Source organism: Actinoplanes sp. NPDC051475 (assembly GCF_040689425.1).
In the GTDB taxonomy this organism is placed as follows: domain Bacteria; phylum Actinomycetota; class Actinomycetes; order Mycobacteriales; family Micromonosporaceae; genus Actinoplanes.
Genome location: NZ_JBFAZZ010000004.1, coordinates 82,184 through 103,797 on the forward strand (window position 1 = coordinate 82,184; position 21,614 = coordinate 103,797).

Genomic DNA, 21,614 nt, shown 5'->3' on the forward strand with positions numbered 1-21,614 from the left:
CACCTTGGCACGGGGGTATGACAGTCCGCGCGAATGACAACCGTGTAATCCGGGCAGACAATCGAGACATGACCGACCGCCTGGACGAGTACCGGCGCAAGCGGGACGCCCGTCGCACACCGGAGCCCGTGCCGCGCGCCCGGCCCCGCCCGACCGGCGGGACCAGGTTCGTCATCCAGCAGCACCACGCCCGCAGCCTGCACTGGGACGTCCGGCTGGAACGCGGCGGCGTACTCGTGTCGTTCGCCGTGCCGCGCGGCCTGCCCCGCGACCGGGCCCGGAACAACCTGGCCAAGCACACCGAGGACCACCCGCTGGAATACCTCGACTTCCACGGCGAGATCCCGGCCGGCGAGTACGGCGGCGGCCACATGATCATCCATGACCACGGCACCTACGAGGCGGACAAGTGGCGCGACGACGAGATCGGCGTCACCTTTCACGGCGACCGCACCTCCGGCCGCTACGTCTTCTTCCAGACCGGCGGCCGGGACTGGATGGTCCGCCGGATGGACCCGCCGGAGCCCGGCTGGGAGAGCATGCCCGAGGCCGTCGAACCCATGCTCGCGACCAGGGCCGCCGGCCTCCCGACGGACGACCATGACTGGGGGTACGAGCTGAGCTGGGCCGGCCGCCGCACCCTCGCATACGTGTCCGGCGGCCGGGTACGCCTCACCGACGCGACGGGCACCGACGTGACCTCCTGGTACCCGGAGGTCCGGCCGCTCGGGGAGGCGCTCGCGCCGCTCGAGGCCGTACTGGACGGGGAGATCGTGGCGTTCGACGGGCCCACCGTCTCGCCGCAGCTGCTGGAGCGCCGCCGGGCCCCGCGCGACTCCGCGGCGGCGCGGCGGGCCGCGGACCGCACGCCGGTGCAGTTCCTGATCTACGACCTGCTGTGGCTGGAGGGACACTCGACGGTGGAGCTGGTCCGCTACGCGGAGCGACGGGAGCTGCTGGAGGGGCTGGGCCTGGCCGGCGACAACTGGCAGACGCCGCCGTACTTCCCGGGCGGGGGCGAGTTCGCGCTGCAGACCGCGCAGGCGCAGGGACTGGCCGGCGTGGTCGCCAAGCGCCTCGACTCGCCCTATCTCCCGGGCCGCCGCAGCCGCCTGTGGCTTGCCGTAGACACCCCTTGAAACCGCGAGCGACGCGCCCGCCTGGCGGGGCGGGCGCGTCGTGATTGCGGAGCGTCAGGCGACGAAGCGGGTGCGGCGCCGCCGGGCGATGACCACGCCTGCGCCGCCCGCGACCAGCAGCACCAGCCCGGCGCCACCGATGGCGCCGGCGACCGGGCCGGTCACCGGCAGACCGCCGCCCTGACCGCCACCGGCTCCGCTGCCGCCGCTGTCGCCGGAGCCGCCCGTTCCGTTCAGGACGATCGCCGAGGTGTTGTTCGCCGGGTCGGTGTCGTTGCTGAACTGCGAGCATTCACATGGCGCGTTCACCACGACCTCGCCCTTGGCGTCCGGGAGGACCTTGGTGACCCGCAGCTTGAACTCGTACGTCTCCGAGGTGCCGACCTTCAGGAACCAGTCGCCGTAGCAGCTGTAGACCGCGCCGTCGCGGGAGCAGCCCTCGGGCGCGGAGACCAGCTCGGTGCCCTTCGGCAGCTTGACCTCGACGTGGGCGACGGCGTCGCCGGCCCGGCCGAAGTCGAGCGTGGCCGGACCGTCGTTGCGTACCCCGATCTTGGCGGTGACCACATCGCCGACCGCACCCGTCAGCCTCGCCCCGAGGGCGACGAGGTCGGCACCGTTCTTGCCCGTGGAGCGAACGTCCACGTGGCTCCAGTTGTTGTCCGGGTTGGTGTCGGCCTGCAGGCTGCTCGCGGAGGCAACCTGCCCCAGCTTCAGCACCTGGCCGCTGCCGGGGCGGCCCAGCGTACGGCCCTCCTGGCGGAGCAGGCTCTGGAGATCCTCGAGCTCAGCCGGGGTGACCCACTCGAGCTCGCCGAACGCGCCTCCGGGGGCGTACGTGTCGGCCCCGAGCTTGTAGGGCATCACGCCGCGCAGGCTCGCGCCCGGGGCGAACGACTGGTCGAAGCGGCAGGCCGTCACCTCGCCGTCGCGGTAGAAGCAGTTGCTGTAGCTGCTCGTCGGCTGGAACCCGTAGTCGTTGTAGAACATGACGGCGGCGCCCTCGGCCACGGTCCGGCCGGCGTTGCGGACGACCAGCGGCGCGTCGAACGAGGCGCCCGGCTTGCGGCTCAGCCGGACGTTCGGGCCCGCCTTGAGGTCGACGCCGCCGGCGACCCGTACGGTGGCCTTCTCGGTGATCGGCGTGATGCCCTCGGCCTCGAAGGTGGCCGTGATGGTCCCGGAGGTGCCGGTAACGGCCGTGGCGGATGCCTTCAGCACGGCGGTGAACCAGCCGCCCTGGCCGTCCGGCCCGGTGGAGAGCTCCCACGGGTCGTCGCACGTGAGTTCGGTCGGAGACTCGTTGACGCACTCGCCGACGCCCTCCCCCTCGGACAGCGAGACGCCGGTCAGGCCGCTGAGCGTGTAGGTGATCCGCGGCTTGTCGAGGACGATCTCCTCGTCCGCCCACCAGGACGGCTCCAGTTCCACAGCGGTACCGCCGACCGGAAGGGTCACGTTCCGCAGGATCATGGTCAGCCCGGCGTCAGGGGCGGCCGCGGACGCCGGTGCGGCGATCGCCACGACGGGACCGCAGGCGGCGGCGAGCGCGGCGAATCCCGCCGCGAGGCGCCGGGCGGAGATGGACGGCATCGAAGTATTCCTCCCCATGAACGTCTGAAGCCGTCGCAGCCTAAGCGGTAGTCGATCAACGCGCTGCCCCGCCCTTCGGCCGAACGGATGATTCCCGGGAGCCGTCCGGATGGAAGATCTTCAGGCGGGACGCCTGCCGCCCGATCAGAGGGGTTTGCCGCGGCCAGCAGCGGAAAGGTCTATACGAAGATGCACCTCACCCAGTCCGGCCCGACCGCTGCGTTGAACCCCGTCATGTCTGCTGATCTCTGGAACTCCGCCGCATCCGTTCTCGACACCAACTGGGTCGAGGACCACATGGTCCCGTCCCGCCGGCTGTATCCCCACCAGTGGAGCTGGGACGCCGCCTTCATCGCCCTCGGGCTCGCATACGTGAACCCGACGCGGGCCTGGCGCGACCTGCGCAGCCTGTTCGAGGCGCAGTGGCCCGACGGCCGAGTCCCGCACATCGTGTTCGACCCTCTGACCGCCGAGGAGGACTACTTCCCCGGGCCGGGCTTCTGGGACGTGCCGGCGTACGGCGGGCGGCCCGCGCGCGGCAGCACCGGGCTGGTCCAGCCGCCGTTGCACGCCGTCGCCGCCTGGGAGGTGTACCGGCGCGCCGCCTCGCACGGAGCGGCGTGCGCGCACGAGGCCGGCCAGCAGCTCAAGTGGCTCTACCCGCGGCTCGTGGCCCAGCAGGAGTATCTGACCCGGCGCCGCGACGCCGGCGGGGACGGGTTGGCGAGCATCGTGCACCCGTGGGAGTCCGGCCTCGACAACAGCCCCTCGTGGGATGCAGCGATGGCGCGCGTGCCCGGGGATCTCGGCCTGCTGGAGCGGTTCCGCCGCCGGGACCTCGAGGTCGCCGACGCCGCGCACCGCCCCACCGACCTGGACTACGCCCGCTACCTGGGCCTGGTCCTCGGCTACCGCGACGGCGGCTACGCGGACGCGGAGCTGGCGCAGCGGCACGCGTTCGTGGTCGAGTGCCCGTCCTTCAACGCGATCGTGGCGGCCGCCGAACTCGCCCTGGTCCACATCGCCGCGGCCGTCGGCGCGGACCCGATGGCACACCGGCGGCGGGCGCGCCGGATCACCGAGGCGATCTCCCGGAATCTGTACGACGACAGCACCGCGACCTTCCGCTCACGCGATGTGCGTACCGGAGTCCTCAGCCCGGCCCGGTGTGTCAACGGCCTGGTGCCTCTTCTCCTGCCAGATCTCCCCCGCGACCAGGTCGAGGCGATCATGGCGGAGGCGGCGTCGCCCCGGTTCGGCCTGCCGCGGACGACGGGCCTGCCGGTGCCGAGCTACGACCGGACCGCGCCGGACTTCGACACGCTGCGCTACTGGCGCGGCCCGATCTGGATCAACGTCAACTGGCTGCTGCGCCGCGGCATGCTGGTGCACGGCTACCACGACGAGGCCGAGGACCTGCGTACGGCGATGGTCCGCCTGGTCCACCGTTCCGGGCACTTCGAGTACTTCCACCCGGACACCGGCGCGGGCATCGGCGCCCCGACGTTCAGCTGGACCGCCGCCCTCTCCCTCGACCTGCTCGCGGACCGTTCCGTCCCCGCCTACGCCCGAGCCGCCTAGAACCCTTCGGCGGCGATCGTCGTGTCCGGGCCGTGTCCGGTGTGCACGACGGTCTCGGGCGGCAGGGTCAGCAGCCGGCTGCGGATCGACTGCTCGATCGTGGGCCGGTCGCTGTAGGAGCGGCCGGTCGCGCCGGGTCCGCCCTGAAACAGCGTGTCGCCGGTGAAGACGCAACCCAGGGCGGGTGCGTACAAGCAGATCGCACCTGGGCTGTGTCCCGGCGTGTGCAGCACTTGCAAGGTGGCGCCGGCCACCGCGATCTCCTGGCCGTCGCTCAGCGGCGCCGGCATCGGCACGCCCGGATGGGTCAGCTTCCACAGCACGTCCTCGGCGGGGTGCAGCAGCAGCGGCGCCCCGGTCTCCCCGGCCAGCTCCGGAGCGACCCGGACATGATCGTCATGCGCGTGGGTGAGGACGATCGCGACGACCTTGCGGCCGTTCACCACCCGCAGGATCGACGGTACGGAGTGAGGCGCGTCAATGACCACGCACTCCGCATCGTCGCCGACCACCCACACGTTGTTGTCCACGTCGAACGTCTCGCCGTCGAGCGAGAACGTGCCGCTGGTGACCGCGTGATCGACGCGTACGCCCATCAGAAGATCACCACCGAGCGCAGCACGCCGCCGGTGTGCATCTTGGCGAACGCGTCCTCGACCCCGTCCAGGCGGATCTCCTCGGTCACGAACGCGTCGAGGTCCAGCCGGCCCTGCAGGTACAGCTCGGTCAGCATGGGGAAGTCGCGGGTGGGCAGGCAGTCGCCGTACCAGCTGCTCTTGAGCGCCCCGCCGCGGCCGAAGACGTCCAGCAGCGACAGCTCGATGGTCATCTCCGGGGTCGGTACGCCGACCAGCACGACCGTGCCGGCCAGGTCCCGGGCGTAGAAGGCCTGCTTGTACGTCTCCGGCCGGCCCACCGCCTCGACGACGACGTCAGCGCCGTTCCCACCGGTGAGCTCCTGCACGGCGGCGACCACGTCCGTGCCGCGGGCGTTGACCGTGTGGGTGGCACCGACCTTGCGCGCCCACTCGAGCTTCTGGTCGTCGGTGTCGATCGCGATGATCGTGGTAGCACCGGCCAGTGCCGCCCCCACCACGGCGCCGTCACCGACGCCGCCGCACCCGATGACCGCCACCGAGTCGCCCCGGGTGACCCCGCCGGTGTTGATAGCCGCGCCGATGCCGGCCATCACCCCGCAGCCGAGCAGACCCACGGCCGCGGGCCGGGCGGCCGGATCGACCTTCGTGCACTGACCGGCGTGCACCAGCGTCTTCTCGACGAACGCGCCGATGCCCAGCGCGGGCGACAACTCGGTGCCGTCCTCCAGTTTCATCTTCTGCGCCGCATTGTGGGTGTTGAAGCAGTACCACGGCTTGCCCTTGCGGCAGGCCCGGCAGTCGCCGCAGACCGCCCGCCAGTTCAGCACGACGAAGTCACCCGGAGCGACATCGGTGACACCGGCACCGACCGACTCGACGACGCCCGCCGCCTCGTGGCCGAGCAGAAAGGGGAAGTCGTCGTTGATGCCACCCTCGCGGTAGTGCAAGTCGGTGTGGCACACCCCGCACGCCTGGACCTGCACGACGGCCTCGCCGGGACCGGGATCCGGCACGACGATGGTGGTGACCTCGACGGGGGCACCCTTGGCCCGGGCGATGACTCCGTTGACTCGCTGGCTCATGCCGACCACCTTGCCACCGCAGTGTGCCGGGCGCGAAGAACCGCCGGAGGATCTACGGTGTCCGGGTGACCGTCGTCCGCCGCGTACTCCTGTTGGTCCTCGCTCTCGTGCTGCTCCCGGCCCCGGCCCGGGCGGATCCGCCGGCCCGGCTGGCGACCCAGGTGACCGACGCGGCCGGCGTCCTCACCGGCCGCGTGGCGGTCGACCAGGCGCTCGCCACGCTCGGCGACAAGACCGGGGTTCAGCTCTTCGTCGTGTTCGTGGATTCGTTCGACGGGGTCCCGGCCCAGGAGAGGACGGACCGGACGGCCGAGCTCAGCGACCTCGGCGACCGCGACGCCCTGCTCGCGGTCGCGACCACCGACCGGGCGTACGCGTATTCGTTCCCGCCCGACCCCCGCATCTCGGACGCGGAGCTCGCGCGGGTGGCCGAGCGGGACATCGAACCGGCCCTGGCCACCGGCGACTGGTCGGGTGCGGTCGTCGCGGCAGCCGGCGGGTACACGGACGCGGCCGGCGGCACCTCCTCGTACGTCTGGGTCTTCGTCGTTCTGGCGCTCGTCATCGCCGGCGCCCTGCTGTGGGTGTTCCTGCGGCGCCGCCGGCGGGCCCGTCCACCGGCGGCCACCGGTCCGTCGACGGAGGAGTTGACGGCCCAGGCGAACGCCCTGCTGCTCGAGCTCGACGACGACCTGCGGGCCAGCGAGAGCGAGCTGGCGATGGCCACGGCCCAGTACGGCGAGCCGGAGACGGCCCGTTTCCGCGAGGCTCTCTCGGCGTCGCGTGCGGACGTGGCCGAGGCCTTCCGGCTGCGGATGACCCTGGAGGAGGAGCCGGCGCCGGACGAGGAGGCCCGGCGGCGCACGCTGGCGGAGATCATCGCCCGGTGCCGGACCGCGGACGAGCGCCTGGACGCGGAGTCGGAGGCCTTCGACCAGCTCCGCGACCTGGAGGGACGCGCCGGCGAGGCGGCCACCGAGGTGGAACGCCGCCGGGTCGCCGTGGAGACCGCCCTGCCCGAGGCGGCGCGGGCGGCGGACGAGCTGAGCCGCCGGTACGCCGGCCAGACGGTCACCGCGGTCTCCGGAAACGTCGACCAGGCCCGGGAGCGGCTGCAGTTCACCACGGAGGCGATCGAGCGGGCGCGAGCCGCCCTGGCGTCGACCGGTGAAGACGCGGCAGCGCGTGGCCGGGCCGAGGCTGCGCTCCCGGTCCGCGGCGCCGAACAGGCCGTGCAACAGGCGGAACAGCTCGTGGCCGGTGTGCACCGGGCGGCTTCCGACCTGGCGAACGCCGGTACGACCGCCGGCGCGCTGATCACCGAGCTGGAGTCCGAGATCGCCGCCGGCCGCGCGGCGCCGAGCGGGGCTTCGGCCGGGCTCGGCGCCGCGGTCACCGGTGCCGAGCAGACCGTGGCGGAGGTGCGTACCCGCCTCGCCGCCGCCAAGCCGGACCCGGTCGCCGCCGTGGCCGCCCTGCAGGCCGCCGACGCCGCGCTGGACCGCGCCCTGGCCGAGGCCCGCGACGCCGCGGAACGAACAGCCCGCGCCCGCGCGCTGCTCATCCAGGCGCTGCCGGTGGCCAGGGCGGAGGTCGCGACGGCCACCGACTTCATCACCACCCGGCGCGGTGCCGTCGGTACGGGAGCCCGGGCCTCGCTCTCGGAGGCGCACCGCCACCTGGCCCTCGCGGAGAGCCTTGCCGAGTCGGACCCGGTCACGGCGATGGCGGAGGCCCAGCAGGCACAGCAGCAGGCCACGGCGGCGAGCAGCGCGGCACATTCCGACGTGCAGAGCTGGTCCGGCTACGGCCAGGGCGGGTACGGCCAGACCGGCTTCGACCCCGGCGCGTTCGCGGGAGCCGTCCTCGGCGGCATCCTGGCCGGCAGCGGCAGGTCACACAGCGGAGGCTGGGGCGGCGGCTTCGGCGGCAGCGGCCATCGCACCGGTGGAGGCGGCGGGGGCGGGGGACGCCGCGGAGGAGGCGGGCGCTTCTAGCGGACCTCGGCCGGGTTCTCCAGCAGCGATTCGCAGACCTTCATGAGCTGGCGAACCTGGGCCGGGCTCAGCCGGTCGAAGACGAGCTGCTGCACCGCCTCCGCGTGTCCGGGAGCGGACTCGACGACCTTGTCGTAGCCCTCGTCGGTCAGAACGGCGATCTGCACGCGGCCGTCCTCCGGGTCGCGCTCGCGGCGCACCCAGCCCTGGGCCTCGAGACGGGCCACGACGTGGGAGAGGCGGGAGAGGGAGGCGCTGGCCTTCCTGGCCAGGCGGCTCATCGCGAGGCGGCGGTCCGTACGCTCCGACAGGGTGGCCAGCACCAGGTAGCCCATGTGGGTCACGCCCGCGTCCCGCTGCAGCTGGCCCTCGAGCGCGGCCGGCACCTTGACGAGCACTTCGACGAATTTGCGCCACGCTTGCTGCTGTTCGTCCGTCAACCACCGTGGCTGTTCCATGGCTGCAGGTTAATGACCTGCCTCCGGGCAACCGTCGGCCGGGCCTCGGCGCCGGCCGGCGACGTCAGGGAAACGGGAGCCGGACGATCGGGCAGCTCCATCGACTTCCTTGAACGCTCAAGAGTAACGTTCCCGGCGGACCTTCCACCCCGGCACGGCGCCGGGATCGGCCGGCTGGGGGCCTCGGCCGATCCCGGCGCCGTGTCGTCCGGGGGCGGAGCTCAGGAGCGGGCAGGCTCAGGACTGCGGGGGCTCGTCCTTGCCGGCCTCTTCCAGCTTGTCCGCCACTTCCTTGGTCTTGTGGACCGCGCCCTCCGCGTGCTCCGGCGGCCCGTAGACCGTGTACAGCACCATCGGGTTCGGGCCGGCGTTGACGAAGTTGTGCTTGTGCCCGGCCGGCACCACCACCAGGTCACCCTGGTTGACCTTGCGGGTCTGGCCGCTGACCTTGGCCTCACCCGTGCCGCTCACGAACGTCAGGATCTGGTCCACCTCGTGGACCTCCTCGCCGATCTCGCCGCCCGGCGGGATCGTCATGATCACGAGCTGGGTGTGCTTGCCGGTCCACAGCACACGGCGGAAGTCCGGACTCTTCTCGGCAACGGTGGCGATCGTGTAGTGCTCCATGCAGGCCCGATACCCGTTACCGGGGGCCCGCAATCCCCCGGCCGGCGCCGGTCAGGAACGCCGCAGGCGCGGGACCGGGCCCAGCGCCGACACCGGCTCCGGCCGCCCGATCAGGTACCCCTGGGCGAAATCGACCCCGAACTCCCGCAGCATCCGCAAGGTCGCCTCGTCCTGCACGAACTCGGCCACCGTGTGGATCCCGTACGCCTGGCAGACGTGCACCAGCGCCTGCACCAGCACCTGGTCCTGCGGGCTGTGCACCAGGTCGCGGACGTACTCGCCGTCGATCTTGACCAGGTCGATCGGGAACAGCCGCAGGTAGCGGAACGACGCGTACCCGGAGCCGAAGTCGTCGAGCGCCAGCTGGCAGCCCAGGTCGCGGATGCGGTCGGCGAAGTTGCGGGCCTCACTCAGGTTGCCGATCAGCGCCGTCTCGGTGATCTCGAAGGTGAGCTGCTCGGGGTTCACCGCGTACCGGTCGACCAGGGCCTCGACCTCCGCGGTCAGGCGCGGATCGCCCACCGTACGCCCGGAGAGGTTGATCTGGAAGGCGTGCGCGGGCAGCGACGCCGCGACCTCCATCGCCCGCTCGACCACCCACAGGTCGATGTCGTAGACGGCGTCGAGCCGCTCCGCCGTGTCGAGCACGTGGGTGGGCGACTGGGGGTTGCCGTTCTCGTCCAGGACGCGCAGCAGCAGCTCGTGGCGCAGCACCAGGTTGGTCTGCAGCTCGAGGATGGGCTGCGCGAACAGGGTGAACCGGTCGGTGCCGAGGGCGTCGGCGACCCGGTTGCGGTAGGAGCCCTGCCGGTCCTTCGCCGGCACCGGGGCGGCGACCAGGGTGAGCGGCCGGTCGCCCTCGCGGGCCTGCCGCCACGCGTGCTCGGCGTCGATGAGCAGGTCGTGGCTGCCCGCGTCGCCGTCCGGGCGGAAGCGGACCAGGCCGGCCCAGGCGCGGGCGCGGACCCAGGCGTCGGGCAGCACGAACGGCTGGCTCCGGAGTGCCTCGACGAAGAGGTCGGCCTGGCGGCGGGCCATGACCCAGGAGGCGCCGGGCAGCAGCACCCCGATCTCGTTCTGGCCGACGCGGCCCAGAAGGTCGTCCGGCCGGACCAGCCCTTCGAGTACGCGGGCAGCCCGGTGCAGCAGATCGGCGTCGGCGTCGAAGCGCACGCCGTCGGTCCGGTCGGGTTCCACGCGGACGATCAGCAGCGCTCCCCCGCCGCTGCGCTGCGCGCGATCGATCTCGTCGGCGAAGCGGGCGCGGGTGAGCAGTCCGGTCGCGGGGTCGGGGTCGACGATGGACGCCTGGACGGTCTCGCCACGGCGGGTCAGGCGCGCCACCTCGCGGCGGGCCCGCTCCCGGGCCGAGACGTCCCGCAACGCCCCTCGGATGCCGCTGATCGTGCCGTCCGGGCCGGCGATCGGCTCCAGACGGCAGTCCACGTCGAACCAGCCGCCGTCGGCGCGCATCAGGCGCACGGTGGTGCGCACCGGCTCGCGCGCGGTCCAGGCCCGGGTGATCGAGCCCAGCGCCTTGGCGTGGTCGTCGCGGTGCACGTGCCGGGCCAGCAGCTGGCGGCTCAGCTCGTCACCCTTCGGCGGCCGGCCGAGCAGCGCCGCGAGCCCCTCGGACCAGATGATCCGGTCGCCGTCGGCGGTGTACGTGAACCAGGCCTCGTCGTCGGCGGACATGCGCGACTCCGGGAGGTGAGGCCGCTTGGGCGCCGAGTTGAGGCTGAGCCGGGGACGCCGGGAGAGCCGGTCGCGCAGCGCGCGTGGGCGTGGAAAACGTTCGTCCGGTGCCGTCATGCGCAGCCGTCACCTCCCCTCCTGCCGCGAACGATGCTCCTGACCTATTACGACCCGTCACCGCTCCGGGTAACAGGGGGCGGCCGCGACAATGTTTTCGCAGCTCGCCCAACAAAACAACGAACAGGCAGTTCTCCGCCGTTCAGACGGTGAAATTAGCCGATCGGCCGACGGTCGGGACGCGCCTCCGGCGACGCCAGGTCCATGACGGACAGTTACTGCGTGTGGTGATAGTGGAACCATGTGCGACACCTACCCGACGGCCTCGATCAACATGCACCCAACGCGTCCGGGACGGTGCTCCCCGTGATGAGATCACGAGACGGTGGATATGGTGGCCCTTCGGACACGTGAGCGAGGACCACGCATGGGCATCATTCGGGACATGCAGCGGGCGCACGCGACGCAGGCGGCCGCCGAGCAACGGGCGCGTACGGCCGCGGCGCAGCAACGCCAGCTGATCCGGCGCAACGCGGACCTGGCGATCGCCGCGGCGCAGCACGCCGCCGCCGACGCCGAACGGCAACGCGAGCACCGGAGGCTGTACGCGGAGGCACGCAGCGCCGACGCCGCGGCCGCGAACGCGGACCTGAGGGCACGGCTGTCGGACCTCGACGCGCTGCTGCTGTCCACGCTGGACGTGGACGACCACATCGACCTCGACCGGTTCAAGAAGCCGATCGCCGTGCCCGCGTTCGACCCCGGACCGCTGGGCCGGCCGGCGCCGGAACCGTCGTGGCAGAGCTACGCCCCGCCGGAGCCCCGCGGCGTCGGCAAGATCCTCGGCGGCGAGCGCCTCCACCAGCAGCAACTCGCCCTGGCTCAGCAGGCCTTCGAGCAGGCCAAGGCGCAGTGGGCCGAAGGCGAGCGGCGCCGCACCCGCCAGCTCGAGGCGCGCCGGCGGCAGTACGAGGACAACCGCCGGCGCCACGAAGAGAAGCTGCTCGCGTACAACGCGGAGGTGGACCGGTTCGCGACGGCGGTGGCGAACGCCGATCCCGCGGCGGTGGTCGAATACTTCGCGATGGTGCTCGGCAACTCCGTGTATCCGGACGACTTCCCCCAGCACTTCCGGCTCGCGTACCTGCCGAAGAAGCAGCACCTCCTCGTCGAGTACCACCTCCCGCCGGTCGAGGTGATCCCGGTGGTCAAGGAGTACCGCTACGACCGGGTCCGCGACGACCTGCTGGCGGTGCCGCGCGACGACGACGAGATCCGCCGTCGCTACACGGAGATCATCTCCATGGTCGCGCTGCGTACGGTGCACGAGATCGTCGAGGCGGATCGCGGCGCGCTGGTCCGGGAGGTGTCCTTCAACGGCATCGTGGACACGATCGACCGGCGCACCGGCCTCTTCGTCCGGCCCTGCCTGGTCTCGGTGCGCACCGACCGGGACACCTTCGCGGCGATCAAGCTGCGCCGCGTCGACCCGATCGCCTGCCTCAAGCACCTGCAGGCGGGCCTCTCCAAGACGCCGGACCAGCTCGACGGCGTACCACCGGTGACCGATTTCGACCAGGAGGCTGACCGCGACTTCACGCAGGAGTTCAACGTCCTGGCCGACATCGACCAGCGTCCCAACCTCGCGACGATGGACGCCGCGGAGTGGGAGCAGACGATCGCGGACCTGTTCGGCAACATGGGCCTGGCGGTCGGCGCCGCCGGGGACGGCCGGTGGCGGGCCACCGACCCGCGGCCCGTGTTCGGCGGCCAGGTCGTGATCCAGACCGTGCGCGGCCGGACCGTGGACGCGGCCACGGCAGCGTCCCTGGTCGCGGCGGTGACCGAGGCCGGCGCCACGAAGGGCATCCTGGTGTCGACGGACGGCTACGAGCAGGCGGCCCACGAGGCGGTCACGGGCCGGCCCATCGAGCTGCTCGACGGTCCGGCGCTGCTGAGCCTGCTGGCCGAGCACTCGGGCCTCAAGGCCCGCATCGAGCCGGGCGAGGAGGCCGCCGTTTAGGACCGGCCCCCGAGCCGGTGGCCCGTGGTGGCGTCCACGTGGTCCGGGACGTCGTCGTGCCGGTCGCCCACGGTGAGCGTCCCGGACGGCTCGAACATCAGGATCGCCGCGCCGGTCGCGGACTCCGGCCGGTGCTCCACACCGCGCGGCACGGTGAACACGTCACCACGGCCCAGGGTCACCACCCGCTCGTGCCCCGCACCCTCGCGGAGGGCGATCCGCAGCTCACCGTCGAGGACGAGGAAGAACTCGTCCGTGTGGTCGTGCGTGTGCCAGACGTGCTCGCCCTGCACCTTGGCGATGCGCACGTCGTAGTCGTTCACGCTGGTCACGATGCGGGGGCTCCAGAGGGCGTCGAAGGACGCGAGGGCCGCGGTCAGGGAGATCGGTTCGCTCACGCCGGTGATCGTCGCCCCTTTCCCGGGTACGCGGTGAGTGCTAGAAACCGCACATGCCGCAAGAATCCTTGCATCGCGTCGTCGTGCTGGTGGACGAGAACTCGAACCCGTTCGAGCTGGGCTGCGCCACCGAGGTGTTCGGTCTGCGCCGCCCCGAGATCGGCCGCGTCCTGTACGACTTCCGCCTTTGCGCGGCCGCTCCCCGCACCCGGATGCGCGACGGCTTCTTCACGCTCACCGGCGTCGCACCCCTGACGGCGCTCGACGAGGCGGACACGGTGATCGTCCCGAACCGCCCGGACGTCGAGACGCCCCGCCGCCCCGCGGTCCTGGCGGCGATCCGCCGCGCCCACGCCCGCGGCGCCCGCATGATCGGCTTCTGCAGCGGAGCATTCACCCTCGCCGAGGCGGGCGTGCTCGACGGCCGCCGCGCCACGGCCCACTGGCAGTGGGCGGACGCGTTCCGGTCCCGCTTCCCCCGCGTACGGCTCGAACCGGACGTGCTCTTCGTCGACGACGGCGACATCCTCACGTCGGCGGGCAGCGCGGCGGCCCTCGACCTCGGCCTGCACGTGGTCCGCCGGGATCACGGCGCCGAGGTGGCGAACGCGGTCAGCCGCCGCCTGGTCTTCGCCGCCCACCGCGACGGCGGTCAGCGCCAGTTCGTCGACCGCCCGGTCCCCGACATCCCGGACGAATCGCTGGCACCCGTCCTGGCCTGGGCCCAGGAACGGCTCGACCACCCGCTCACCGTCGCGGACCTCGCGGCGCAGGCGGCGGTGAGCCCGGCGACCCTGCACCGCCGCTTCCGGACCGAACTGGGCACGACACCGCTGTCCTGGCTGACCGGCGAACGCGTCACGCTGGCCTGCCGCCTGATCGAACGCGGAGAGGCCCGTCTGGACGTGGTCGCCCGCCGCGCCGGCCTGGGAACGGCGACTAACCTCCGGGCGCTGATGCGCCGGGAGACGGGTCTGACCCCGACGGACTATCGCCGCCGCTTCGGTCCACGAACGGGCTGATCCCCAGCTCCTCGATCCGCTGCCACAGCGGCCGCAACGCCGCCTCCGGCTCACGGGCGAAGATGCTGCCGCGGATCCGGACGAACACGCAGTTGCCCACCCGCTCCAGCACCGTCTGCCGGCGCATGTCGCTTTCCCATCGCTCCGGCCCGTGGTACGCGTCCCCGTCGCACTCCACGGCCAGCCGCCGCCCGTCCGGCGCGTTCAGCACGAAGTCGATGCGGTATCCGCCGATGCGGAACTGGGGCGTCGGCCGGTATCCCCGTGCCACCAGGCGGCGCAGGACCTCACGTTCGAAGTCGCTCTCGCACAGCATCTCCACGTCCGCCTGCGCCCCGAAGGCGGTCAGGTTCAGCGCGTAGTTCAGCAGCAGCGCCCGGGCGTCGTCGGCGTGCAGGGACTGTGGGCGTACCGAATGGAAGATCCATAGTTGGTCCCGGGCGCGGGAGGCGGCGACGTTGATCCGGCGGTGGTATTCCCGCTTGGTGAAGGCCGCGACGCGGCCGTCGTTGTCGGAGACCACCATGGACACCAGGACCACGTCGCGTTCGTCGCCCTGGAACGTGTACGCGTCACCGACCCGCAGCCGCCGGGCCTCCATCTCGTCCTCGCCGATCGTCTCGCGCAGCCGCGACAGCAGGTACGACGCCTGCCCGCTGCTGCTGAGCAGGCTGATCACGCCGATCGACTTCCCCCGGTACGCCCGGTCCGCGACGATCGCCGCGACGCGCTCGACCAGGGCCTCGGCCTCGTCGACGTTGACGTCGCCGAACGTCGGGAGGGGTTGCCGGACGCCGTTCGCGACGAAGACCGGCTTGACCGGTTCGAGGGCGGACCGGTCGGCGCGCAGCGGCTGAATCTTGCCGTCGTAGTAGTGCCGGGACGAGAACTCGATGATCTGCGGTACGCACCGGAAATGCTCGGTGAGCAGGATCCGCTCGGGCGAGCGCCGCACCGCGTGGTCGTAGAGCGACGACTCGGGATCGAAGTGCTCGGCGGACGGCACGTCTCCGAGGTGGCTGTGGATGAGACCCGAGACCGAGCCGACGAAGCCCAGCTGCGGGCCGATCTGCTGGTCGTCGCCGACCACGACGGCCCGTTCCGCCAGCGACAGCACCGGCAGGGCGAAGAGGTCGGCCTGCGACGCCTCGTCCACGATGACCACGTCGAAGCGGGCGCCGCCGGCGAACTGCTCGATCGCGCGGTCCACCGACATGACCCACACCGGTACGGCCTCCACGGCGGACTCCATGGCCCGCTGGGCGTGCGCCTGCCAGGCGGCGGCGCTGCGCCCGGTGCCCTTGCCGATCTTGCGCAGGGCGGTGGTCCAGTCGGCCAGGGCGGCGCGGCGGCGGTCGTCCAGGGCACTGGCCACCTCGAGCCAGGCGGAGGCCACCACGAGCTCGCCGGTGAGCCTGCGGATCTTCTCGCGGCCCTGTTCGACGCGGCGGTTCAGCACGGCCGGGTCGACGCTGCCGACCACCTGGTCGAACCAGGTCTGCGCCTGCCGCCACTGCCAGGCCTGGAGGCACGCGGCCCCCGGCACCACCGGCACCTGCCCGGCGCCGACCTGGGCCGCCCACTCCGGGGCCACCGCCGCCAGCCGAGCGTGCAACTCGAGGAAGCGGGACACCTCCGGGCGCAGCGCCAGCAGCCGGCGGGTCTCGGCCAGCGCCTCGTCCCAGCCGTCCAGCGTGCGCCACGCCGCGGCCAGCCGCGGCCACGGCGCGAGGGCGTCGGCCACCGCCCGGTCCGCGGCGTCCAGCCGGTCCAGTTCGAGAACCACCGGGCTGTCGTCGAGCAACGCCGAGATCTCGGCCAGCCGGGCCGCATCCAGCTCCAGGTCCTCCTGGGGTACGAGCACAGCAAGCCGGGCGGACAGCTCGGGCCATTGGCGGGCGTCCCAGCCCAGCGACTGCGCAGCATCCGCGAGCAGGCCGCCCGCCCACACCTCCGGATCGCCCTCGCGCGGTGGGATGGCCAGGCGCTCGATCCACTCCGACCAGTGCTCGCCCAGCCGGCGCTGCGCCCGCGCGCGCTCGACCCAGGCGACGGCGATGTCGACGTCGTCGGCGCTACGCAGCGGCTCGCCGTCGACGCGTACCTCGTCGGCGACCTTCCAGAGGGACGCCTGGAGCAGCCGGTTGAGGCCCTTGCCGGCCGCGAACCGTTCCCGCACCTCGGCGAGCGTGGCCAGCAGCCGCCTCGGCTCGGCGGTGACGGACGGCGGCGCGACGACCCGATGCCCGGCGAGCCGGCGGGTCAGGTCGGCCAGGGACCGCTGGAGCTCCTCGGTGGCGGCGACGTGGTCCGTCCACACGGCGGCCCAGTGCGGGTCGGCGAGCAGGCGGCCCAGCCGGTCGGTCCACGTGCCTTCGCGCCGGTGCAGCCACGCCACCGCGTCCCGGAGCCCGTCGAGCAGGTCAGCCAGGGCTTTGGAGCCGTGTGCCCGTACCGAATCCGGGTCGACGCCGGCCGACTCCAAGCGTGACACCCGCTCCGCGGCCGCAGCCCGGTCGGCCCGGTCCTGTTTCGCCTGGGCCGCGTCGGGCAGCGCCGCGACGTCGGGCAGATCGCGCAAGGCCGCGGCCCGGTCCGCCGGGGCGAGGGTGGCGGCGAGCTCGAGCAGCACGGCGAACTCGTCCGCGCTCAGCGGCGGCGGATCCAGCGGATCGACGGCGTCCGGGATGCCGCCGTGGGCGGCAGCCCGTTCCCGCAGCCACGCACCCACGTCGGCGGGCGAGAGATCGACGTCGTCGAGGCGGTAGGTGGCCGACTCGCTCTCGGCGATGGCCCGCAGGCCCCCCAGCGCCCGGGCCAGCTCCCGCTCGGCCTCCTCCAGGCGGCCGGTGAGCCGCTCGACGCGGGCGGACTCGGCGCCCTTGTCGAGGGTGGCGGCCCGGTCGGAGAGCTCACGGGCGGCGAGCTGCAGCTGCACGAGCTGGTCCGTCGTACGCCCGAGCACGGCGAGGCAGAGGGCCCGGACCTCCTCGGGAAGCCCGTCGCGGAGCACCCGCAGCGGATCCTCCTTCTGCGCGACGACGAGCACCCGCTTGCCGTTCGCCATCAGGTGGCAGATCAGGTTGCGGATCGTGTGGGTCTTGCCGGTGCCGGGCGGCCCCTGGACGGCGACGTTGCGGTGGTGGGCCAGCCGGCGGGCGATCGACTCCTGGGCCTCGTTGGTCGGCAGCGGCATGAGCAGCCGCTCCCCCACCCGGTGCCAGTCCTCGGGCTGGTCGCCGGGCATCCGGAGCCGGCTGGGCTCATGCGCCACGATCGCGGCGAGCGCGCCGATGCTCGCCGTGTCGCCGGCCAGCAGCCGGTCGCGCAGGCTCTCCAGGAAACCGCGCAGCAGCCGCTGCTTCGGCCGCGCGAAGAGGACGCCGGTGTCGACGATGTGCGGCCCGGCCACGGATTCGCCGGGGCGCGCGATGACCCGGTCGTACCCGAGCCGGCCCAGCGCCCGCTCGAACAGCTCGCGTCGCTCGAGGTCGTCCCACAGGTCCGCCTCGAGGGTGCCGGCCGGGCCGGCCAGGGCGAGCAACTGCCCCAGATAGCGCTCGTCGAGGCCGGCCAGCGCGTCGGTCTGCAGCCGGGACGGCCCCTGCGGAGAGACCGTGATCAGGGACCGGTCCGGCTCGTACTCGATGAGCACCGGCGTCGCGACCAGCGGGTAGCGCACCCGCTGGCCATCGACGACCGTGTCGAGAATGCCGTGGCCCCACACGAGCTCGGTGGTGGCTGCGGCCATGTCGACCTGGTGCATCAGATCGAAGAGCTGCCGATGCAGGGTACGGGTCTGCTCGGCGTCCCGGCTCAGCAGCGACCACGGCCGCCACACCTCGTCGCGCCAGGCCTCGAACCCGTCGTCGGATTCCCCCTCGATCACGGGCTCGCCGCGCGGCCCCGCCTCGATCTCGTCGGCCGTGCCGACGTCGTTGAGCCGGCGGCGTAGGTCGGCCGGGACCGGCGGCGGGCCGGGCAGGTCCGGCAGACCCACCCGGAGCCACGTCGTGCCGTCGGCGGCCGGACCGCTCTGACATGCGGGATGCCCGGGCAGCGCGTCGAGCCAGTGCGCCTCGGCAGGCACGGTGCGAGCCGGCCGTTCCATCTGCGCGCGCACGGCCAGCAGATAGTCGGCGACGGAGACGGCCCGGTCCCGGATGACGGTGGGCGACTCAGGCTCGGGCATTCTTCGCAGGTTATCCGATGTACGCCGCCCGTCAGTTCCGCGCGTACTTCTCCCACCACGTGGACGCCGCTCGGTAGGCACTGGGAGTGTCGTCGGGGGCGTGGTTGGCGAGCCCGTTCCTGCCGAAGTAATAGTCGTGGACCTGAGATGTCGACCACCCCGCCGCCGTCGTGCGTGCCGGCGGACGTGGGATCCGAGGTGCTGTACGAGCCCTGGTCGAGCGTGAGGTGCCAGCTCAGCATGGCGTCGGCCGCGGCCAGCATGTCCCCCGTACGGGCGTCGACGCGCTTGCCCCCGTACGTGCTGGTCCGCGAGCCGGCGGAGATGGTCCTGGTCACCGTGAATCGGCCGGTCCCGAGCTTCGCCAGCGAGCCGGCGCCCGGAATGCCGTTCGCATCGATCCCTGAGTAGCCGAGAGACCGCTGCCAGGTGTCCGCTCCTCAGCCGCAGTGGACGCGCTCGTAGCCCTGCCCGGAACCCCCACCGGAGGCGTCGGGCGAGAGATCGTCATCGAGGTCCTTCCCTGGTTGCGTTGCCGCACAGAGAGAACCAGCTGTCCACCTCGACCGACAGGTGGCGAAACGGCCACCCTTCCCTCCCCACCGTCCCTACAGGATTCTCAGCCGTCGGCAGCTCGGCCGAGGGGCACGCGTCATCGTGCCCGGCGGGCATGCGTCAGCGGGCGGCGGGTCCCTGCGGCGGGGCGGGTCAGGGGAACTGCATGCGACGCGGGCGCGGAATCACCGGCGGCGGCAGCGGCAGATCGTCGACGTGGCTCCAGTTGAGCGAACCGTTGTCGGTCGACTTGATCTCGCCGAGGCAGGCCCGCAGCAGACCCAGGTTCGGAGCCCCCGCGAAGCCGGCGATCACCACCTCCGGCGTCGGCTCGATGCGGGCGATGGCACCGCAGATCTTGGCCACCTCACGCTCGTCCACGGCGTCGAGCGGGAGCGGATATTCGGCCTGGGACCGGCGCCACGGCGGCCCGAAGCGGCGCAGCAGTTCCCGGGCGAGGCGGCCGAAGGAGCGGCCGACCGCGGCGTCGCGCATCGAGTCCCGCGCCGACTGGCCGTAACACCAGGGGACGACCACGTGCCCGTTGATGACGACGAGCTGGTAGACCGACTTCGGCACGCTGATGATTTCGGCGCCGGGCAGGGTGCCGAGGAAAAGGACCAGTTCCTCGTACGGCAAGGGCCAGCGCGGATTGGCGATGACTCGTTCCGCGGTCTGTGCTGTCGAGGGATGCGCGGTGACCTCACGCTCGATCGCCGTGCTCAACGCCTCGGGAACCCGGGTCCAGAGCTCGGCGGCGACCTTGTCGCCGAACTGCTCGACAACCCAGTCGCTGGGACCGACCAGAACGTCTGGACGCATTCGGTACCACCACCGTCCGTGTCGCTGGCGCTACGCCTGGCTAAGAGAGTTGCATCTCCGGAGATCGACAGGAAGAGGATTCCCGAGAGATCTCAGAAACGTTCGTGAATGAAATGCGGCAGGACGGTCAAACCGTTGCGGCGACATTGGAGCAGCAGGTCCGAGACCCGCGAACATGCAACTTGCACGGCGAACCGCACATGCAAGTTGCATGCTGGCTCACGAGTCAGTCCTCTATTTGACAGTGAAGCGCGCCTATATTTCCAGCGGGTGACAGCGATGCGAACATCCACGGACAGTGATCATCCACCGTCGTGCCGGGCTCGCTGCGCGGCAGTGCCTCAGGCCCCGCGAGCCAGGTGGGCGAGCATCGCTTGGTTCGCTTCCCACCCATCAGGGAACTTCACCGGTACGCCCAGATGAACCGGCTCGGTCGACGGGTGCGCATCCAGCAACTCCGCGATGCCGGCCCGCGCCACCACCACACACGCATGCCGGTGGCGGGAGGTCAGCACGCACAGCCGCCCCGATTCCAGGTGGAATGCGGTGGCGTCCTGGCGGCCGGAGAGTGGATGCAGCACCACGGTCAGGTCGTACTCGCGGCCTTGGAGCCGGTTGGCGGTGTCCACCGTGACGTCGGCGGCTTCGGGCGGGAGGAACGAGCGGATCGCCGCGGCCTGGTCCCGGTGGGCTGCGCCGATGGCGATGCGGTCGGCGGTGAGGGGGCTCGTTCCGGACTCGGAGGTGGTGACGCCGCCGCGGGTGAGGGCTCGGGCGGCGAGCGCGGCGCAGGCCGCGGCGGCTTCGGCATCCGTGCGTACGGTGAAGCGAGCGGGCAGCTCGTACAGGCCCCAGCCGGTCGCCGCGGCGGTGTCCAAGACGTCGTCGGTACGGTCGGCCGGGCCTCCTGGATCGGCGAAGCGGAGGGTACGGTCGTCCGGGCCGGTGCCGGAGCGGAAGCCCGTGAACGGGTAGAACGCCTCGGCGACCACGGGGGCCGCGGAGGCGGGGAGCCGCCACGAGACCGGCAGGCGGTGCACCGGCAGGTCGGGGTTGTGCCGCAGCAGCACCGCGACCGCGCTCTGCATCGGGTCCCAGGAGAGGCCGGTCCAGCGGTCCACCTCCACCGTGGAGAACGGGTCGAGCTGGCCGGGATCGCCGACGAAGAGTGCCCGTTCGAAGCGGGGTGCAACGCGGAGCAGGGCGTCGGAGCGCATCTGGTACGCCTCGTCGACGATCGCCCAGGGCCAGCTTCCGTCGGTGATCGTGGCCCACTTGGCGGCCGTACCGATCGTCACCGGGGTTCCGCCGAGGTCCGCGACCTTGGCGGCGACCCGGCACGACGGGTGGGTACGGACCCGCTCGGTCGCCGCATAGTCCACCGCCGACAACCGGCCGACGGCGAGCTCCGGCGACGCCACCCCGAGGCGGGCGATGAGGTCGTCCACCTGTTCGTTGGTCTGGGCGACGATCATCAGTGGTTCGCCGGCCGCGGCGAGCACCCCGGCCGCCTTGACGACCAGCGTGCTCTTGCCGGCGCCGGGCGGCGAGTCGACCACGACGCCGCGATGCTCCGAGGTCGCCAGGTCGCGCAGGACGGCGTCGATGACCCGGGCCGCTTCGGCGGCAGGACTTTCGTGTGGTGGTGTCGCGGTCACGGCGCCAACCGTATCGGGGGCTCCCGCACAATCCGGGAGACGCAACTTCACCCGAAGTGGGGAATGGAGTCTGCATCGGCGCAAGGACCGGATATTTCGCTACTTTGAGTGAATGA

General features: G+C 72.3%; 16 protein-coding genes. 6 read left to right on the top strand and 10 right to left on the bottom strand.

From position 1 onward, the window contains the following. The first annotated feature begins 68 nt into the window (after positions 1-68). The gene (locus AB0368_RS09875; protein ID WP_366153422.1) at positions 69-1,139 is read left to right on the top strand and encodes a DNA polymerase ligase N-terminal domain-containing protein; all 1,071 of its coding nucleotides are present in this window, start codon (positions 69-71) and stop codon (positions 1,137-1,139) included. Positions 1,140-1,193: 54 nt separating this feature from the next. Here AB0368_RS09875 and AB0368_RS09880 read toward each other — a convergent pair whose 3' ends face one another. Then, on the bottom strand, positions 1,194-2,732 hold the full coding sequence (locus AB0368_RS09880) for an LPXTG cell wall anchor domain-containing protein (RefSeq protein WP_366153423.1): 1,539 nt from the start codon (positions 2,730-2,732) through the stop codon (positions 1,194-1,196). A gap of 234 nt (positions 2,733-2,966) precedes the next feature. Between AB0368_RS09880 and AB0368_RS09885 the strand changes: the two genes are divergently transcribed. After that, positions 2,967-4,313, top strand: coding sequence for a hypothetical protein (locus tag AB0368_RS09885; protein WP_366153424.1), 1,347 nt, complete (start codon positions 2,967-2,969; stop codon positions 4,311-4,313). Here AB0368_RS09885 and AB0368_RS09890 read toward each other — a convergent pair. Both AB0368_RS09890 and AB0368_RS09895 read right to left on the bottom strand, forming a co-directional pair. After that, positions 4,310-4,909: an MBL fold metallo-hydrolase gene (locus AB0368_RS09890; protein WP_366153425.1), complete on the bottom strand. Its 600-nt coding sequence runs from the start codon at positions 4,907-4,909 to the stop codon at positions 4,310-4,312. The two genes, AB0368_RS09885 and AB0368_RS09890, sit on opposite strands and share 4 nt — an antisense overlap. Continuing rightward, on the bottom strand, positions 4,909-5,994 hold the full coding sequence (locus AB0368_RS09895) for an S-(hydroxymethyl)mycothiol dehydrogenase (protein ID WP_366153426.1): 1,086 nt from the start codon (positions 5,992-5,994) through the stop codon (positions 4,909-4,911). The genes AB0368_RS09890 and AB0368_RS09895 overlap by 1 nt, the downstream gene beginning before the upstream one ends. Positions 5,995-6,059: 65 nt before the next feature. Here AB0368_RS09895 and AB0368_RS09900 point away from each other — a divergent pair, with 65 nt between their 5' ends. Further along, a complete protein-coding gene (locus tag AB0368_RS09900) occupies positions 6,060-7,991 on the top strand; it encodes a TPM domain-containing protein (RefSeq protein WP_366153427.1) in 1,932 nt (643 codons plus the stop codon). Here AB0368_RS09900 and AB0368_RS09905 read toward each other — a convergent pair. The 3 genes from AB0368_RS09905 to AB0368_RS09915 form a co-directional block, all read right to left on the bottom strand. Beyond that, a complete protein-coding gene (locus tag AB0368_RS09905) occupies positions 7,988-8,449 on the bottom strand; it encodes a MarR family transcriptional regulator (RefSeq protein WP_366153428.1) in 462 nt (153 codons plus the stop codon). The genes AB0368_RS09900 and AB0368_RS09905 overlap by 4 nt on opposite strands. 237 nt (positions 8,450-8,686) lie before the next feature. Beyond that, positions 8,687-9,076, bottom strand: a complete 390-nt coding sequence (locus AB0368_RS09910; RefSeq protein ID WP_366153429.1) for a cupin domain-containing protein — start codon at positions 9,074-9,076, stop codon at positions 8,687-8,689. A gap of 51 nt (positions 9,077-9,127) precedes the next feature. Beyond that, positions 9,128-10,888 (bottom strand): EAL domain-containing protein, encoded by a 1,761-nt coding sequence (locus AB0368_RS09915; RefSeq protein ID WP_366153430.1) that lies wholly within the window; start codon positions 10,886-10,888, stop codon positions 9,128-9,130. Positions 10,889-11,255: 367 nt separating this feature from the next. Between AB0368_RS09915 and AB0368_RS09920 the strand changes: the two genes are divergently transcribed. Next, positions 11,256-12,851 (top strand): restriction endonuclease, encoded by a 1,596-nt coding sequence (locus AB0368_RS09920; protein ID WP_366153431.1) that lies wholly within the window; start codon positions 11,256-11,258, stop codon positions 12,849-12,851. Here the strand turns inward: AB0368_RS09920 and AB0368_RS09925 are convergent. After that, the gene (locus tag AB0368_RS09925; RefSeq protein WP_366153432.1) at positions 12,848-13,249 is read right to left on the bottom strand and encodes a cupin domain-containing protein; all 402 of its coding nucleotides are present in this window, start codon (positions 13,247-13,249) and stop codon (positions 12,848-12,850) included. The two genes, AB0368_RS09920 and AB0368_RS09925, sit on opposite strands and share 4 nt — an antisense overlap. 53 nt (positions 13,250-13,302) lie before the next feature. Here AB0368_RS09925 and AB0368_RS09930 point away from each other — a divergent pair, with 53 nt between their 5' ends. After that, positions 13,303-14,271 carry a helix-turn-helix domain-containing protein gene (locus tag AB0368_RS09930; RefSeq protein ID WP_366153433.1) on the top strand — a complete coding sequence of 323 codons (969 nt, stop codon included), beginning with the start codon at positions 13,303-13,305 and terminating at the stop codon, positions 14,269-14,271. Here AB0368_RS09930 and AB0368_RS09935 read toward each other — a convergent pair. Continuing rightward, a complete protein-coding gene (locus tag AB0368_RS09935; protein WP_366153434.1) occupies positions 14,189-18,463 on the bottom strand; it encodes an AAA domain-containing protein in 4,275 nt (1,424 codons plus the stop codon). The two genes, AB0368_RS09930 and AB0368_RS09935, sit on opposite strands and share 83 nt — an antisense overlap. A gap of 147 nt (positions 18,464-18,610) precedes the next feature. Between AB0368_RS09935 and AB0368_RS09940 the strand changes: the two genes are divergently transcribed. Then, on the top strand, positions 18,611-18,874 hold the full coding sequence (locus tag AB0368_RS09940; protein WP_366153435.1) for a hypothetical protein: 264 nt from the start codon (positions 18,611-18,613) through the stop codon (positions 18,872-18,874). Between the two features lie 297 nt (positions 18,875-19,171). Here the strand turns inward: AB0368_RS09940 and AB0368_RS09945 are convergent, their stop codons facing one another. Further along, positions 19,172-19,840 carry a hypothetical protein gene (locus AB0368_RS09945; RefSeq protein WP_366153436.1) on the bottom strand — a complete coding sequence of 223 codons (669 nt, stop codon included), beginning with the start codon at positions 19,838-19,840 and terminating at the stop codon, positions 19,172-19,174. A 341-nt stretch (positions 19,841-20,181) separates the two neighbouring features. Beyond that, the gene (locus AB0368_RS09950; RefSeq protein WP_366153437.1) at positions 20,182-21,498 is read right to left on the bottom strand and encodes an AAA family ATPase; all 1,317 of its coding nucleotides are present in this window, start codon (positions 21,496-21,498) and stop codon (positions 20,182-20,184) included. Between the last annotated feature and the right edge of the window lie 116 nt (positions 21,499-21,614).